A 16,624-nucleotide genomic window follows, 5' to 3' on the forward strand; every position below is an offset into this window, starting at 1 on the left:
TTTGAATTCCTGCTGAATGGTCAAACTTTTAATGCAATTGGTATAAACTGTTTTGCAAGGGCGGCTTCATTGGTATTAAACACACGATAAGAGTAGACTTCAGGTCTACCTTTTTTGTTTGAGCCCGAGGCTGCAGATGAAGTTTCTAGTTGATACCCACGCCCATACCATAGCTTCAACTCATGCTTACAGTACGTTACATGACTATTTAAATGTTGCCAAAGAGAAAGGTATTAAACTGTTCGCCATTACGGATCATGGGCCGGATATGGCTGATGCGCCGCATTTTTGGCATTTTGTAAATATGCGAGTGTTACCGCGGATTGTTGATGGTGTAGGCGTGCTTCGAGGGATTGAAGCGAACATCAAAAACCTACAAGGGGAAATTGATTTCTTCGGTGATTATTTACAGCAGCTCGATATCGTATTAGCGGGCTTTCATGAACCGGTTTTTCCGCCATCAACAGTAGCAAATCATACGCAAGCTCTAATAAATTGTATTGAAAGTGGTAAGGTCGATATTATTAGCCACCCAGGCAATCCAGCATATCCGATTGATATTAAAAAAGTCGCTCAAGCTGCAGCAAAGCATAATGTAGCGCTAGAGATCAATAACTCCTCATTTTTAACCTCACGCAAAGGCAGTGAAAAAAGCTGCACCGCGATTGCTCAGGCGGTGAAAGAAGCAGGCGGATTGTTAGTCATGGGTTCCGATTCCCATGTTGCATTCAGCTTAGGTGATTTTGAGAAAGCGGTTGAGGTGATTGAAGCGGTGCAATTTCCAATAGAGCGGTTACTTAACAGAAGCCCCGAAGCTTTGTTGTGTTTTTTATCTGCAAGAGGCCATGACTCACTTGATGAGTATGCCGAGCTTGTATAAACGTGCTTGAAAAACTTCTATAAAGGCTACTATCTACACTCTTATGCAAGCTCCCATAAAAATAATGGTTACTGGTGGCAATGGTCAATTGGCTCAGTCGTTAGCATTAATCGCTCACCTAAGTGGTGCAAAAGTGAAAGGCGGCTCTTTTACTCGTATGACAGCTCAAACCATGCAGACCTTAGTCAATATCTTACCTGAAGCTACAAACTGTTTGAGTGAACAAGATGAGTTGCGACTGTTTTCGCGCAGAGAGTTAGATATCTGCGACTCTGTTGCCATAGATGCCTCTTTTAAACAGCTAAAACCAGATGTGGTGATTAACTGCGCGGCATATAATGCCGTTGATAATGCTGAAACTGACCCTGAAAGCGCTGTTAAGGTTAACGTTGATGGCCCTAAATTACTGGCGGAGCGCTGTAAACGTGACGGAGCAAGGCTAGTCCATATCTCTTCAGACTTTGTCTTTTCTGGTGAGAAACATTCACCTTATAACGAACAAGATACTCCATCGCCACTTTCTGTTTACGGTAAAAGTAAGCTCGCAGGTGAATTGGCTGTACGACAGGTTTTAGGCGAACAGGCTTTTATTATCCGAACCAGCTGGCTCTATAGCTGCCAAGGGGATAATTTTGTCGATACCATGCAGAAGTTATTTGCCGCAAAGGAACAATTATCAGTTATTGCCGATCAATATGGCACGCCGAGCTGGGCTGAAGCACTAGCTGTCATTATCTTTAAGTTGATAAAGCAAAAGGAAGTGACTAGTTTTGGCGCTTACCTAGGAACGAGTATAAATCCAAACATAAGCACTCAGCTTATTGGTAAATCCAGTTGTGATAGTGTTGCTCCTAACAGTCTGTTTCACTATGCAGCAGCGAACAGTTGCTCTTGGTTTGAGTTTGCGCAACAGATCCAGCAATTGATGTTAGTAGATGATAAGTTGATTAAAGCGCATTGCAGAATAACACCAATCACTACGTTATCTTGGCAAGCTGCTCATGAACAGGTATTGGCTAGAAGGCCTAAACAGAGCGCGCTAAATAGCAAAAGAGTGTGCCAGCAGTTAGATGTTCGAGAAGGAAGTGTGTTGAAGGCTAAATGGCAACTGCAGCTCAAAGCCATGCTCAATTTTCAACAGGTTATCATCGCTAATTGAAACGAGTATAAGCTCTTTTTAAGGTGAAAATAAAAAAAGGCAAAAGTAGAGCGCTACTTTTGCCTTTCTATCTTGCTAGAGCTTAGACGTTCTAATCCCCAAGCTTAGAAGCTTCTTTCCCAACCCGCGTATAATGTCGCGTCCCAGTCATCGCCACCAGAGGTAACATACTGACTGTAACTGACGGTACCACCCACTTTCAGAGTACCTTGATAAAACGGTCTATGGTAGCTGGTATCATATTGGTATACCCGCTCATACTCACCTGGTGATACAGGATTGCCACCATCTGGTCGGCCTGTATCAATACCGTCGGTATTAAGGCGTAACCAACGGAGTTTATTAGTGATGTTTTGACCGCCACCTAATTGAGTGATACCACCGACAACTAACGTCTCTGAGTCATTATCATAGGTACTGCCTAGGCTGCGGCCGTAATAGCGGTAGCCGCTTTGATAAAAGCCGTGCTCATACAAACAGTTGTATTTTTGTGGATCGATACCACAAGATACCTTAGTGTCTGAGTACTCAACAAATACTCGGGTGTTAATGTCGGCCAATACAAAGTCTACACCGCCCATGTTGGCCGCATTGATCAGCCTGTTTTTACCATTGTGGTAATCTTCATGGGTGCGTTCATAGTAGATACCATAAGGAATGCCAAAGGCGGTATCTGACCAGCGAAAATCATAGCCTGCGAGCATATTTTCTTGGCCGTTTTCAAGATCACTTTCTGTTTTTCCGCCATTAAACAAGCCATCCCACCAATCACTCAGGCTATTACCGTAACCTTCACCGCCCCACTGCATGGTCCAAGAAAAACCAACTTCCAATTTTGAAATTGGTCTTATTGTGCCGCGAGCGCCCCAGTGTTGAGTATCAGGCACATGACGGTCACTTTCCATTTGACTGAATGCGGTAGTGAAAGTCCACGGGCCAATCCAGTTAAGCCATGGTGTTTCAAAGGCTTGGCTGTTATTGCGGCTTAAGGTAACACCAGGCATTGGACGAGCGTTAGTGGTTTGGATTAAACCGTTATCCCAGCCTGGCCCCCAGTACTTTTGTTGTGCGCCAGCGCTAACGATCCAGTTGCCTAACATTACAGCTGCAAAACTATCATCTAAGCGAGTACTGTTACCGTCAATAGGATCTGCATGATAGCTTGCCGAAAGACGGCCGCTGAACCAATCTTTGGTCACTTCTGCGCTAACAGTACCTTCGCCTTTATCACGATAATCTTGGCCAAAACCAATAAATCGAGTGGTATCGCTGCTACCTGCAAGCTCTACCTTAGTGCTAAAACCACGATGATCTTTATTATAAGCTTGATTGACTCGCTCAAAAGCACTGCGTTGAATATTGGAAAGCTTAGCGGGGTCAGCCTTATCCAAATCTTGTTTCAACCCGTCCCACATTAATGGGTAAGTGGTAATAGGTTGGACAATAATGCCTGTATCGGAAAGTAATTGGATATCGGCTCTAAGAGCCAGGTCTGTAGGCTCTACCCACCATGCAGCTTGAACTGAGCTACAGCCAAAAATAAATAGTCCTGCTAATAATTTGAGTTTCATTGTGATCCCTTATGTCAATGAAGCGCATTCTAAAGTATTTCATTAAAAGCTGACAGTGTAGAGTGATTTGTTATTCAATATAAGGGGAAATTACAATCAATTCGTTACTAAATCCTTTAGAAGTATTGAGATATATTGGGGGAATTGTAAATTAGGCGTGATCAGAGAGAGCTGAACATAGCTATCACTCTAATATTATTAGGTAATATTAGAGTGATAGCTTTATCTATACTTCCATTAATTAAGCCTAAAGGTGTCACGTAGGTGGATGTAATCAAGACTTGTGCCGACTAATACTTCAAACTGCCCTGGTTCCGCTAACCAATCATTTGATTTTTCATCCCAGAAAGACAGATCGCGTTGATTAAGCTGCATAATAACTTGCTTGCTTTCACCTGGTTGTAGGCTGATTTTAGCAAAGCCTTTTAGCTCTTTTACTGGTCGTTCAACGCTGGCCTTTTTATCATGTAGATAAAGCTGCACCACTTCGGCGCCGCTTACTCTGCCTGTGTTGGTCACAGTGACTGAAACCTCAAGCGTATCATTGAGGTTGATGGACTTGTTAGAAAGCTTGATACCGCTGAGGGTAAAGTTGCTGTAAGACAGACCATGACCAAAACTAAACAGTGGTTTAATGTTTTGTTTTTCGAACCAACGGTGACCTATAAATACTCCCTCAGAATAGAGTGACTCTACCGCGTTATAATCATTTAGGGCAATTGGCGCGGTATCTTGCAGCTTTTTAGGCAATGTGAAAGGCATCTTGCCACTTGGGTTTACATCGCCAAAGAGCATATCAGCAACGGCATGACCGCCTTCCATACCGCTGTAGGAGTTCCAAACGATGGCTGAAGCTTTGTCTACCCAAGGCATTTCGACAGCGCTACCTGCGGTGATAAACACTACGGTATTAGGGTTGGCGGCAATCAGCTTAGTGATCATCTCATCCTGTTGATTAGGGAGCACCAGATCGGCTCTGTCGATAGACTCTCTATCATCGCTGTGGCTAAGGCCACCAAAGTAGATCACCGCATCTGCATTTTTTGCTGCCGTTAAATACTCATCTTCAGCATTAAAAAGTTTATTAGGCGTATCCCAGCCTAGGGTATAGCCCTCACTGCCGCTGTAGTCGATTTCGAACTGGTAATCTTTATTTTGCACCAGTGAGATATTCTTGCTTAACACTTCGCTTGAACTGCTATCAAACTGCATCACTGAATTGCCATCGATTTTAATATTGATTTTACCTTTAGCGGTTATTTTTAAAGTATGAACACCGGGTTTCAGTGGCTTTATTGCTGCTTTCATGGTGATGAATTGAGCTGTACCTGCGGCAGTTAGACTTGATGGTTTAAACTCTGAGTCGGCTATCCAAGACTCCTCGATAAGTTGTTGACGGTTTTCATCGGTAAAGTAGCTAATATTCCACGATGGTGTACCAGTCCAGTGTCGAGTGGCGAGATAATCGTTGCTGATTGGCGCAAGTTTACTGCTTTGGGCGCGCATGACTATAATATTCGCTTTGCCAGCTAGTTTATCTTGAAGACCTTGCAGTGGCGTGACCTCATAGAGTGATTTTACCTCTGATGAACCGCCGCCTAAGCCATGTTTCTTATCAAGATTAGGACCTAGGACGAGAATGTTGTTCACTTTATCTTGAGCAAACGGCAATACTTGGCGGCTATTTTTAAGTAACACTATTCCTTCTTCGGCAATTCTTCTGGCTGCGGCGCGGTGGGAAGCAATATTACGTTGGCCAGCAAGGCGGTAGTTATCCATCATGCCGATACTCAGTTGCACCCTGAGTATTCGCGAGACTTTATCATCGAGTGCCGCGACAGGTACTTTCCCTGCGTTAATCATTTTAATCAGTGGTTCGGCTAGAAAGTAGTCTTTGTAATGCGGAACATCAGTGCCCATTTCAAGATCTAAACCGTTGACGGCAGCGTCATAGGTATTGATATCTACATTCCAGTCCGTCACCAGTAATCCTTTATAACCCCATTCCCCTTTAAGGATATCCATGACGAGGTGTTTGCTTTGGTTAGCGTTTGTGCCTCTAAATTCGTTGTATGAACCCATCATGGCATAAACATTGGCTTGTTTTACTGCCGCCTCAAAGGCGGGCAGGTATACTTCACGTAGAGTACGTTCGTCTGGTTTAGCATTAACCCCTGTGCGGTTTAACTCTTGAGTATTGAGCGCATAATGTTTGATGGTGGCGGCAACATCATTTTTTTGAATGGCTTTAATTTGTGGCACCACAAGTTTCGATGCCAGATAGGGATCTTCTCCCAAATATTCAAAGTTACGGCCATAAAGCGGTAACCTTGCCAAATTAACGCCAGGTCCTAGAATAAGATCTTTACCGCGGTGTCGTGCTTCGCTGCCGAGCACCGCGCCATGCAAGGTTGCCATATCGGTATTCCAACTTGCGGCGACCGCAGTTAATACCGGGAGATAAGTTGAGTAATCACTGGTCCAATTTGCCGAGTTCCAGCTATTACGCTCGATTTCATGGCGAACACCGTGCGGCCCATCAGATAGCCACATTTCGTGGATCCCTAGGCGTTCAATCGCGGCGGTGGTGAATTTACCATTGGCATGAACTAAAGAGACTTTTTCGGCCAGTGTCATTTGTGGCAATAGCGTTTGAATTGTTTGCTCCACCAGATCTAGACGCTGCTGCAGAAGTGGACGACTAGGTTCAACTAAGCCCATATCGTCATAAATGGTTTGCTTCAGTTGAGTTTCAGCACAGACCATAGGGGCTGTAACTAAAAAGGTTGAGATAACCAAGCTGCGAAGGGCTAATGTATTAATAACAGGACGCTTCATTCTAAATTCCGTATTAGTTTATTGAAGTGGCGATAGGGTTAAAGCTGATATTCTTGATCCCGAGTTCATTGAAAATCGATAAATATATTGGCGGTGAGCCTGCCTGTCACTGGACTACTGTCGATATCCTTAGCAGTGTTAACAATGCTGGAGTGTAGTAAATTACCGGGATAGATCACTAGTCTGTTTGGACGGTATTGAATCTGCTCATATAGGTCAAAATGATGATTGCTCTGGTTGCAGTAACCTTGCTTGGGTTCACCATTTAATTCAATGTGCTTCTGCGCTGCGTCAAAATAGGGCTGACAACGTTGCTCGCTGATCCGTTCCCATTGAGTCGGTTTATGTCGAAAGAAACCAGTAGGTCCATGCTCATTAGGGTTTAAGTAATGCATGATGGCAAAGTAATAGGGGTTGGGCGTATCGAAATGTGGCATTCTTTGTAAGGTCGATAGCGCTGATTCCTCACGGGTGATCAGTGATAAAAATAGGCTTTGAGGCTTGAGTCGTAACTGTCGCGGAATGTTATAACACTGATAGATCCCTTGAAAAACAGCATCGATCACTGCTTTGACGTATCCACGGGGAAGCTCTGCTCTAATTCCTGGATAATAGGAGTTAAGGTCGTCTTTAAAATCTGCCTCTGTGGTGGCATAAGTAATAATATCATCAGTGCTTAAGCTAAAGTTATCTATGATGACGACAGGTGTTTTTTCCTCACCGATTAAGATCACTTTTGGCGTGGCGGCGGGGTTAACGGTAATTAGATTCTGCGACATTTTAATGTAACCCAGTTAACTGTTTTTGTGAGTATGTTTACAGGGCTTTATTTCGCTCTTTGGTGCTAGGGAGAAATAAAGCCATCTAGTGTCTACATTATTGGCGATTTACAGTAATGCTGAATAAAATCATAATGATGGGGGAGGTTGTCATTTTTGCGTTTCACCACACTCTTAATGTTATTCAAAAATGCCTCAAGCTCTTCATCTGCCATCATGTCAACAATAGGGTGATACTGCTTAGGCTCGATACCTTGACCTAACATCACTTGGATCCAAGAGCTTTCACCGAACAGTTCATTGGGATACTTGTATACTTTGGCTGCAGCAGCAAACATCTCTAGCCGATGGGCAAGAGAATCAGGAATTGGCATACTTGAGCAGTAACGCCAGAACTTGCTGTCTCGCCTTTGGGTGACGTGATAATGCAAGATGATAAAGTCACGCACATTATCGGTTTCAAACTTAGTCTGCGTGTTAAATTCGTTAATATCAGCTTGTACTAAACCTTGCGCAGGGAACATTTGCATTAAGCGTACGATACCGCGCTGGATAAGGTGAATGCTGGTGGATTCAAGAGGTTCAATAAAGCCACTTGAGAGCCCAATGGCGACACAGTTTTTATTCCAGTGCTTACGTCTAGTGCCGGTCTTGTATTTGATGACCCGAGGCTCAGTAAGTAGGTCGCCCTCAATATTGTCGAGTAATAACTGCTTTGCTTGCTCATCAGTCATATATTTACTGCAGAATACCAGTCCGTTACCGGTGCGGTTTTGCAGCGGAATACGCCACTGCCAACCCGATTCACGTGCTATAGAGCGGGTATAGGGAACTGGCGTGTTGGTGGTGGTTGTTTGCACGGCAATGGCACTGTCGCAAGGCAGCCAGTGAGACCAATCTTCAAAACCAGTATGCAATGCATCTTCAATCAACAAGCCTCTAAAACCGGTACAATCGATAAAGAGATCGCCTTCAACTAACTGTCCAGAGGCTAACAATAGGCTCTCGATTTGGCCATCTTGTTGATTGAGGTTAACCTCAGTAATCTTACCCTCAATGCGGTTGATGCCATGTTGCTCTGCAATTGTTCTAAGGAATTTTGCGTATAGCCCCGCATCAAGGTGATAAGCATGGTTTAAGTCTTGATTTGGCAATACTGCAAACTTACCTGTGCGTGAGCCAAGGTGTTCGGCGCAGTAGTCGCCGATTTCACTGGCAAAGCCTTTTTCACGGCCCTTTAGCCAAAAGTGTTGAAATCCAGCCGCCCAGCAGTCCTTACCCAAAAATCCAAAGGAGTGTAGGTAGTCTTGATTCTCATCGCGCCAATTCTCGAATGATATCGCCAATTTAAAAGTGGCATTGGTCGCCGCCATAAACTCTTGCTCGTTAATCCCCAGCAAGCGATGAAATACATGCAAGGTTGGAATGGTGGCTTCACCCACACCGACGGTTGGAATATCGTCTGATTCAATTAAACTCACATTAAGGTTTTTACCAAGTAGCTTTGACAGTGCGGCGCCTGCCATCCAACCTGCAGTACCACCACCGGCAATGACGACATTTTTAATTGGCTTATTTGTATTCATCATATGTCCTTAATCAGCGCAAACTAATGGCTTAACGCTTTAATTTATTTTGTAAGTCAGCACGTAATTTTCGCGCAGATAATTCATCAATAGGCAGTGACAGCATTCCTTGAGCATGCTCTGCAATATGGTCTGTGTCGTGAAGTTCATGTTCAAAGACATAGTGGTTAAACATCGCTTGCCACGCTTTACGTTGGGCAATTGGTAAGCTTCGCAAGCTTAAAATAGCGTGTTGCAGTGCATTAGTTGGCCTGCCCATATACGCTGCTGAGTCTCGCCACCAATGAGTGACTAGCACATTAATGGCATCAAGTGCTTCGACGTGGTGCCACCACATACTGGGAATAAAGAGTGCATCACCAGGTTCAAGTTCAGCAACTTGCGCCGCCTCAATGGCTTGTTGGAACTTTGGATACTTGTCAAAGTCTGGCGCGTGAAAGTCCACCATGCTGATGTCCTGGCCACCGGGAGACAACTCCATCGGCCCCACGTACAAGTTGTCTATCTGCTCCGGAGGAAACAGGGTAAAGCGACGACGACCAACAGCCGAGCAAGCAAGGTTATTAGGAAAGTCAAAATGCGCGGCGATCCGGCTTTGGTTACCTATCCAAACGCTGGTCAATGGTTTTATATCGTCTATTGCGAGTGGGTTATCGGCTGCAAACCCTGGTAGCCATCGGTTGACTTCGGTAGAGCCGACATACAGTGTTGGCGGCGTCTCGTCGTCTATATGCGATAACAGCTTGTCAAACACCTGCCTTAAATCAACCTGACTGGCTCTAAAGTTAAAGCCAGTGAGTTGCTCATTATAAAACACTCTGCCTTGGTGCTCACTTTCACCAAAACAAGCCGTTACCGGCACACCACTGTAAAATTGAAGTAAATAATCAATCGCAGCTTGGGTAGATTGCTTACCTGCTTGAACCAATGGCCACTCGGTAGCAAAGTCTTTTAAAATCAGCGGCTGCGTCGATGACAATACAAACTCAGGAATATCACCTGGTTTGCAATTACTTATCTGTTTGACGCTCTGTTCGACTGCTAACATAAGTACACCTTGTTCTGTAACCGCTTACATCAATGGACAAAAAACTACTGTTCTATCTGCTTGTTTTTCTTATCCAACAGTGTGCGAATATTGGCTTGTGAGGCAATCGTCATATAGATGGCTTGTAGATAACCTTTGTCATGCAGCTGAGCTAAACTATCACTTGAAAGCGTTTTTAGTTTGTCTTCATTGACGGTATAAAAACCAATCATTTGATGCTTGCTGCCGTTATTAAGCTCGACATCTAAAGTGAAGGATTCTAGCAGTTCAAATTTGAGTAGCGCTTCAATAAAGTGGTCACTGTCTTCTAATCCGTTATGGATGACATCTAACATGTCTACAGCAGTATCGAGGAACGGCGTATTTCCACCAAACTCAAGAAACAGCGGTTCACCTTGGTCGGTGCTCACTCTTGGGTTATTGAGATCAATATGCAGTACTCGTTGCATTTTTTGTACACCATCTTCCATTATATTTTGACTACCGATCAAAAATGGCTGACGTCTTATTGCTAAAGGAACGTACGATGCCTGCCAATGGCCGTTTTCTAAGAATAAATTCTCTTGATCTTTAAAGCCAAACAGTGCCACCGAGAAGAAACGACCCGTTTGTGGATCTTTTTGGAAGAAAATAGGGTAGTGGGCTTGTACACTTCTGAACTCAACTGGAAAGGTCAATGAATACCATACATTATCGCCATATTGCGCAGAGTGATCGGTAATAACCTTGAGATCTTTGTGTTCAATACTATTTAGCATGACATTGTTGTTTGGTGCTTGGGTTGCTGTTTGCATGGTCATTTTGACTCCTTTTTTATTCTTTATAGTTGCTTAAGTCGTTATATTTTAGGAAAACCAAATTGATGAACTTTATCGAGTAGTGCTCTATTGCTTGGTAGTGCCGAGAGCAATTGCTTACTATGTTGATTATTTTGTTGAAACAGTGCCATGGCCTTTTCTTGCTCTGCTTGTTTTATGTAGCGTGTTGGCGCACTGTTAAAGCCCATACCAAACAGCACATATTGAAAGCTAGCCGCTGGAAATAACGCTTCGGTTTCAGTGATATCGTAAGAGTAGGGTTGTTGATGCTGCCACAACGCTAATTGTTGCTGTAAAGACTGCGGTATTGAGGTGCTATCGCGGTTGTCACGCCAATAGTCGGAGTCGTCACGTTGACTGATGACATAATGCAATTTGAGAAAATCGACCACCTGACGCCAGCGCTGTAAAAACTTTTCATTGAAACGTTTAGCCACTAACTCCATTGCTTGACGGTTTTGCGGCAACTGTTCACTGATCATCTTTGCTGATTGTTCAATAAGTGCGAGTGCCGATGCTTCTAGTGGCTCGATAAAGCCCGCGGCAATGCCCACTGCGACACAGTTTTTATGCCAAAAGTGGCCTCTGTGACCGGGGTTAAATGTTATTTTCCTAAGTGATGCCGACTCTGCCTGTGATTTGCTCATACTTGATAACAGGTAACTACGTAACTCGCTTTCTGCACGGTCATCATCAGTGTGGCTGCTAGAGTATACGTAACCGACGCCGCGGCGTGAGGGCAGGCCTATATCCCATATCCAACCTGACGATTGTGCGGTTGAGTGGGTGCAAGAGCTAATGGCGCTTTGTTGGTTTTCATAGGGCACTTGTACCGCCAAGGCTGAGTCATTAAACAGCACCGACTTTTTCTCAATGAAAGGCACTTGATAATGTTCGCCAATAAGTAATGATTTGAAACCGCTGCAATCAATAAATAGATCGCCGCTAATGGTGCCGTTGGACTTTGTATTTAGCGCAGCAATATCGCCGTTGTCCTGACTACTAACAGATTCAACATGATCGACAATATGCTGCACGCCAAGCTGTTGGCAGCAATGACGCTGCAGAAACTGAGCAAATTTTCCGGCATCTAAATGGTAACCATAGTTGGCATTGCACTCATATTCAGGCGTAGAAATGAGTTTGGGGGCACAGCCTTGATCGCAAAGCCTACCTTGGTAAGTCACTGCGTTAGTAAATGAAACTTGCTGTTTATGGGCTTGCCAATGCTTAGCGAGGTTAATCTCATTGAAATGGCTGGGTAGAGAAAACGGGTGATAATAGCTTTGGCTATCAAGTGGGGCTTTATCCGAGCTTGCGGTAGCGGGTGAGTGTAACCAATCGATAAATTTTGAGCCTTGCTTGAAACTGGCGTCACACTCAATCATAAATTCGGTTTCAGAAATGCCCATTTTTTTGAGCGTACCGCGCATTGAAGGCCAAGTACCTTCGCCGACGCCGATGGTGGGCACTTGTGGTGATTCAATAAGAATAACTTCTAGCGTACGTTGCGATGGGGTTGCAGCAACATCAATGTGTTCAGCAGCAATAACCCCCGCGGTTAGCCAACCTGCTGCTCCACCACCTACAATGATCACTCTTTTAATTTCGTTACTCATACTGCTAGACCTATTTTTATTTTTATTAAGTCACTCTTTTACAGTGTTTATCTATATTGGGTTAATTGGTTTTGCGGTTTGTTACAACTAATTAACCTTTGCCAATATAACCTTGCTGTAGGAGTAGATCCAGTCACTTTATGTATCAAGATTTACGTTGAATATGTAAAGCTTGAGGCCAACGAATGTTGGGTAAAAATGGCTTAATAAAAATAATGTTAATCCCTAAATAGAAAAAGAAGATGAAGCCACAGCATTGGCTTCATCTTTTCTATACGTTCTAGAAGGTGTATCGCGCACCTAAGCTATAACGTGCACCCGTTTGTGTTAGGTTCAACACTTGCTGGCTTGCTCGGCCATGAGTACGTGTATATTCATTGGTGATGTTAAGGCCTTCAAAGAATACTGTTAGCCCTTCAAGCGATTCAATATCGTAACTAATATTAAAATCAACTTGCGAGTATGCTTCTGTGTATTCAGGGTTTTGACCTGTTCCCTGGCCACGAGAGCTTAGGAACTCATCACGCCAGTTATAGGCAAGACGTGCTTGGAAGCCGTAATTGTCATAGATTGCGATAAGGTTAGCGGTATCGCTGATATTGGTTTCAACAGCTTGATCTTCTAGTAAATAGTTATTATAGCTATCACCAGCATCAACCAAGGTGTAGTTACCAATCACACCGAAGCCAGACTCGCCAAAGAAATGCTGCACTGCAAATTCCCAACCATCAATAGTGGTTTTGTCTTTACTATTGGCTGGCGTGTCTAAATCAAACAGCAAGGTATTATCTTCGGCTGAGTTGCCCGAGATTATGCCGTTTGCAACATCAACAAATGGATCATTTGGATAGTTATCAAAAATCCACTGACGAATATTACCTGCGTCGGTACCAACAGCTGCTACAGCGGCATCATATTTTGCTCCGTCCGTAGGGTTGGCAATGTTGTAGATATCTGATTCAACTTTGACATTGTCGATACCGTTAATAGTATCTTTTCTAAAGTAACCCACAGACACGTAACTAGTTTGTGAGTAATACCACTCTGCTGACAAGTCGTAGTTTGTTGATTCAAGAGGCAATAGGCTAGGGTTACCCGTTGTACCACTGCCGCCTGCTCGGTTAGCGAGTGTTCCTACTACAGTACCACCTTGAATAGAGGTGTAATCAGGGCGACCAATTGTTTCACTGTAGGCAGCACGTAACATTACATCTTCAACAACTTCGATGTTGAAGTTGACGTTTGGTAGGTAGTAGTCGTAATCGCCAGTTTGAGTCTGGAACACTTGATCACCGGTAGCGACTAGCGCAATTTCGGTATCCGCTATCCAATCAGCGCCATCATAGCTGGCTACCGCTGAGGTTGAAGTCACATCGGTCTTCTCGTAGCGCAGACCAATATGGATATCGTATGGCATGTCGCCAAATTCTGACTCAAAGTTATACTGAATATAAGCTGATGTTGATTCTTCTTCTGTATAACGGTCTACGTCCATCGCATATTGAGTCGATGGGCAAAAATCAGTGCCACAATCACCTGCGCCAACATAACCTGCAGCAGTATAAAGCTCTTCTGCACGACCACGTACCGCATCAAAATCCCAAAAGAATATGGTATCTAGTAGGTCGAAATCACCGTCAGCATCAGCAAAGTTACCTTTGCTTGCATCAAACTTGTCATGGATGGTGTCTGCAGGGAACCACTCATCTTCAAAATCTCCCTGTTGACCTACACCGCCCCAATCATTTCGTTGTACATTGACAGATTGAGAGTGATTGTTGACATCCGTTAGTGCGATACCAAAATCAATGCTACCAGAATGTTCAAACAAATATTCACCGTCTAACTGGTACTGATCAATTTCTGATTTATTGCGAGAGTTGCCAAATACACTACCGGTAACGCGCATGTCCGATGGTTTAATATTATTGCCATTGCCGACAGCTAGTGCGGGTAGGTCTTTCGAGAAATCAGTGGCGGCGCTAGTTCGTATAAAGCCGGCTGTACTCAGTGTATTACTGCTACCGTAGATATGGTTTGGTTTGTTTTCAGCATCAGACTTATGCATGTCTAATGTTAGATTTAAATTGTCGCTAACTTGCCAATCAAGATTAAGGCCTAAAGAACCACTTTCGTTACGGACACCGTAATCACCGGCTGCCATAGAAAGATCTTGAGGGCTGCCATAGGTTTCTGAATACACCAGTGGTGATGACACTGGGCCGTCTGTCCAAGTATTCTCTGAAGGAGCAAAGGTAAACCAGGCAGATACATCGTTATATTGGGTGTCGATATCATTACGCATATAAGTGTAATCAAGCGTGGCAACTAATGAGTCAACTGGGCTGTATTGCAGCACTAATTGGCCGTTAGTACGGGTACGCTGCTGCTCTTCAAAACGATATACTGTAGTTTGTGGAACTGAATAGATATCATCATCACCAGGTCGATTGACTTGATTATCTTTTTGTACGCCGCCCCAGTCAGTAGTATTGTCTGCGCTACCAGGAAAGCTTCTCCAACCCGTGCCGACTTGCGCCTGTTGGTTACCACTTTCACGCTCTTGGTAGCTGGCAGAGATTGAGATACCAAACTTGTCATCTGCAAAAGTATTTGAATATAAACCCGAAAGCTCAGGGGTAATGCTACCTTTATCAGTTGATGTATCATCAACCGCTTTGGCGCCAAATGTTGCTTTTAGACCTGGAGTATTGAATGGGCGATGAGTTAATACATCAATCGTCGCACCGATACCGCCTGTAGGGCTTGAAGCTACACTGGTTTTTCTTATCTCTACACCGCTGATCGATTCTGAGGCGATGTTGGCAAAATCAAATGAACGAGAGCCTGTCGTCACCGGCATTTGACGGCCATTGAGTAAAACTAGGTTACGATCTGCACCGAAACCACGAACAGAGACGCGACTACCTTCACCATTTTGACGGTCAATAGAGACACCTGGAATTCGTTGCATCGATTCTGCTAAGTTTGAATCTGGCATTTTACCGATGTCTTCTGCTGAAATTGCATCGACAATGCCGTCAGATGATTTCTTGACGTCCATCGATTTGACTAAACTGCCACGAATACCCGTTACAGCGATGACTTCCATATTTTCATTCGCTGCGTTTTCTGTATCTTCTGCTTCAGCTGCATAAACCGGTGCCATCGTTGATGCACTTAGCACCAACGACAAGCTGGTTGCTAGCCTCGTCTTTTTAAATAGTTGCTGTTTCATCTCTATCCCCCAGAGTCATTCAATCATAGTTTTAATTTTTCTCTAAATGTAAGCGCTTACAAAAAAGTTTAAAAAAAATAACTAGACCACTTTGTAAGCGCTTACACAAACCTAGGGGAATTTGTGAACAAGGTCAACATTAATTCACCGGTAGTTAACAAAAAAGCAACTTGAGCTGTGCGGTAGGTGGGGGCGAAAGCATGCTGAGCAAGGGATTGCAGCGTGAGTCTATTTCTTGATTTTAATTTTTAAGAAATATTTATATTTACTTTTTTTGCCAACTGAGGCTAATCAGGAAGTTGCAATGAAATATATATATTTATAGCGCAAAAAACGCCGACAACGGATAGTGGGTCTGCCTTTCCCATACCGAGTGGTACATATCACTTTCCTTGTGGTGAATGGTAGTTATAACGCTAGCCGGGTAAGTAGGATTTTCTTAGTTATTACAATAAATTTATCAAAAAAATAAATGTAAGCGCTTTCATTTGTTTGATTTTGTGCTTACACTGTTGTTGTCAGAATGTTAATTAAGGTCGCATTTCGACAATTAGGAGCAGCTAAATCAATCTTCCCAAGATTTTGATGATTTTGCTCCAGCTGGGAACTTACTTAAGTCTGTTTGGCATGGAGGCTAGACAGCATCTTTTCCTCTTTTAATTATTCAAATGTCAACGATGTAAGAAACTCACCGCTATGCACGGCTTATTTAGGTTTATAAGGACTAACAAGCAGCCCCTAGTATCTGACAGATCAATTAAAGATAAAAATTGCGTGTGTTGTGTCAATTATTAAAGGACGTTGATCTACTCAAAGTGTTTTTGACGAACTAATTCAAGCCAGGCAATCCAAAGTGAGTAATGGCACAATGGTTGTTCCTTTATGAGTTTATTCGACAGCGAAGTAGCAAGCCAAAAACGCTCCTTACAGGCGAGCTATAGCGGCTTTGATGCTGCTTTATTGAGCTTGAACCAAGTTTCACTATGTCCTTCATTTATTGCTCGTCACATGACCCAAACTTGTTCCTGACATGCTTGAGGCATTCCTTCCATCTCTGGATGGTCAGATATGGTGAATGTCATTAATGC

The 16,624-nt window shown here is 43.6% G+C and carries 10 protein-coding genes; 2 read left to right on the forward strand and 8 right to left on the reverse strand.

Annotation, left to right across the window (positions count from 1 at the left end; translation table 11 throughout):
* The first annotated feature begins 136 nt into the window (after window positions 1-136).
* Window positions 137-880: a phosphatase gene (locus tag AB4238_RS14555; protein ID WP_372034067.1), complete on the forward strand. Its 744-nt coding sequence runs from the start codon at window positions 137-139 to the stop codon at window positions 878-880.
* 43 nt (window positions 881-923) lie between these two features.
* On the forward strand, window positions 924-2,039 hold the full coding sequence (gene rfbD, locus AB4238_RS14560) for a dTDP-4-dehydrorhamnose reductase (RefSeq protein ID WP_372034068.1): 1,116 nt from the start codon (window positions 924-926) through the stop codon (window positions 2,037-2,039).
* Window positions 2,040-2,143: 104 nt separating this feature from the next.
* Here rfbD and AB4238_RS14565 read toward each other — a convergent pair whose 3' ends face one another.
* The 8 genes from AB4238_RS14565 to AB4238_RS14600 form a co-directional block, all read right to left on the reverse strand.
* The gene (locus tag AB4238_RS14565; protein WP_372034069.1) at window positions 2,144-3,610 is read right to left on the reverse strand and encodes a capsule assembly Wzi family protein; all 1,467 of its coding nucleotides are present in this window, start codon (window positions 3,608-3,610) and stop codon (window positions 2,144-2,146) included.
* A gap of 237 nt (window positions 3,611-3,847) precedes the next feature.
* Window positions 3,848-6,448 carry a glycoside hydrolase family 3 C-terminal domain-containing protein gene (locus AB4238_RS14570; protein WP_372034070.1) on the reverse strand — a complete coding sequence of 867 codons (2,601 nt, stop codon included), beginning with the start codon at window positions 6,446-6,448 and terminating at the stop codon, window positions 3,848-3,850.
* Between the two features lie 65 nt (window positions 6,449-6,513).
* The gene (locus AB4238_RS14575; protein WP_372034071.1) at window positions 6,514-7,227 is read right to left on the reverse strand and encodes a DUF6445 family protein; all 714 of its coding nucleotides are present in this window, start codon (window positions 7,225-7,227) and stop codon (window positions 6,514-6,516) included.
* A 92-nt stretch (window positions 7,228-7,319) separates the two neighbouring features.
* On the reverse strand, window positions 7,320-8,813 hold the full coding sequence (locus tag AB4238_RS14580) for a tryptophan halogenase family protein (RefSeq protein ID WP_372034072.1): 1,494 nt from the start codon (window positions 8,811-8,813) through the stop codon (window positions 7,320-7,322).
* Between the two features lie 31 nt (window positions 8,814-8,844).
* Window positions 8,845-9,861, reverse strand: a complete 1,017-nt coding sequence (locus AB4238_RS14585) for a cupin-like domain-containing protein (protein ID WP_372034073.1) — start codon at window positions 9,859-9,861, stop codon at window positions 8,845-8,847.
* Window positions 9,862-9,905: 44 nt separating this feature from the next.
* Entirely contained in the window at window positions 9,906-10,661 is a 756-nt protein-coding gene (locus AB4238_RS14590; protein ID WP_372034074.1) for a SapC family protein, read from the reverse strand.
* A gap of 38 nt (window positions 10,662-10,699) precedes the next feature.
* Complete coding sequence (locus AB4238_RS14595; RefSeq protein ID WP_372034075.1) at window positions 10,700-12,298, reverse strand: tryptophan halogenase family protein; 1,599 nt, start codon at window positions 12,296-12,298, stop codon at window positions 10,700-10,702.
* Between the two features lie 280 nt (window positions 12,299-12,578).
* On the reverse strand, window positions 12,579-15,536 hold the full coding sequence (locus AB4238_RS14600) for a TonB-dependent receptor (RefSeq protein ID WP_372034076.1): 2,958 nt from the start codon (window positions 15,534-15,536) through the stop codon (window positions 12,579-12,581).
* Between the last annotated feature and the right edge of the window lie 1,088 nt (window positions 15,537-16,624).

The sequence above is a fragment of the Shewanella sp. 10N.286.45.A1 genome, from assembly GCF_041470405.1.
Taxonomy (GTDB): domain Bacteria; phylum Pseudomonadota; class Gammaproteobacteria; order Enterobacterales; family Shewanellaceae; genus Shewanella.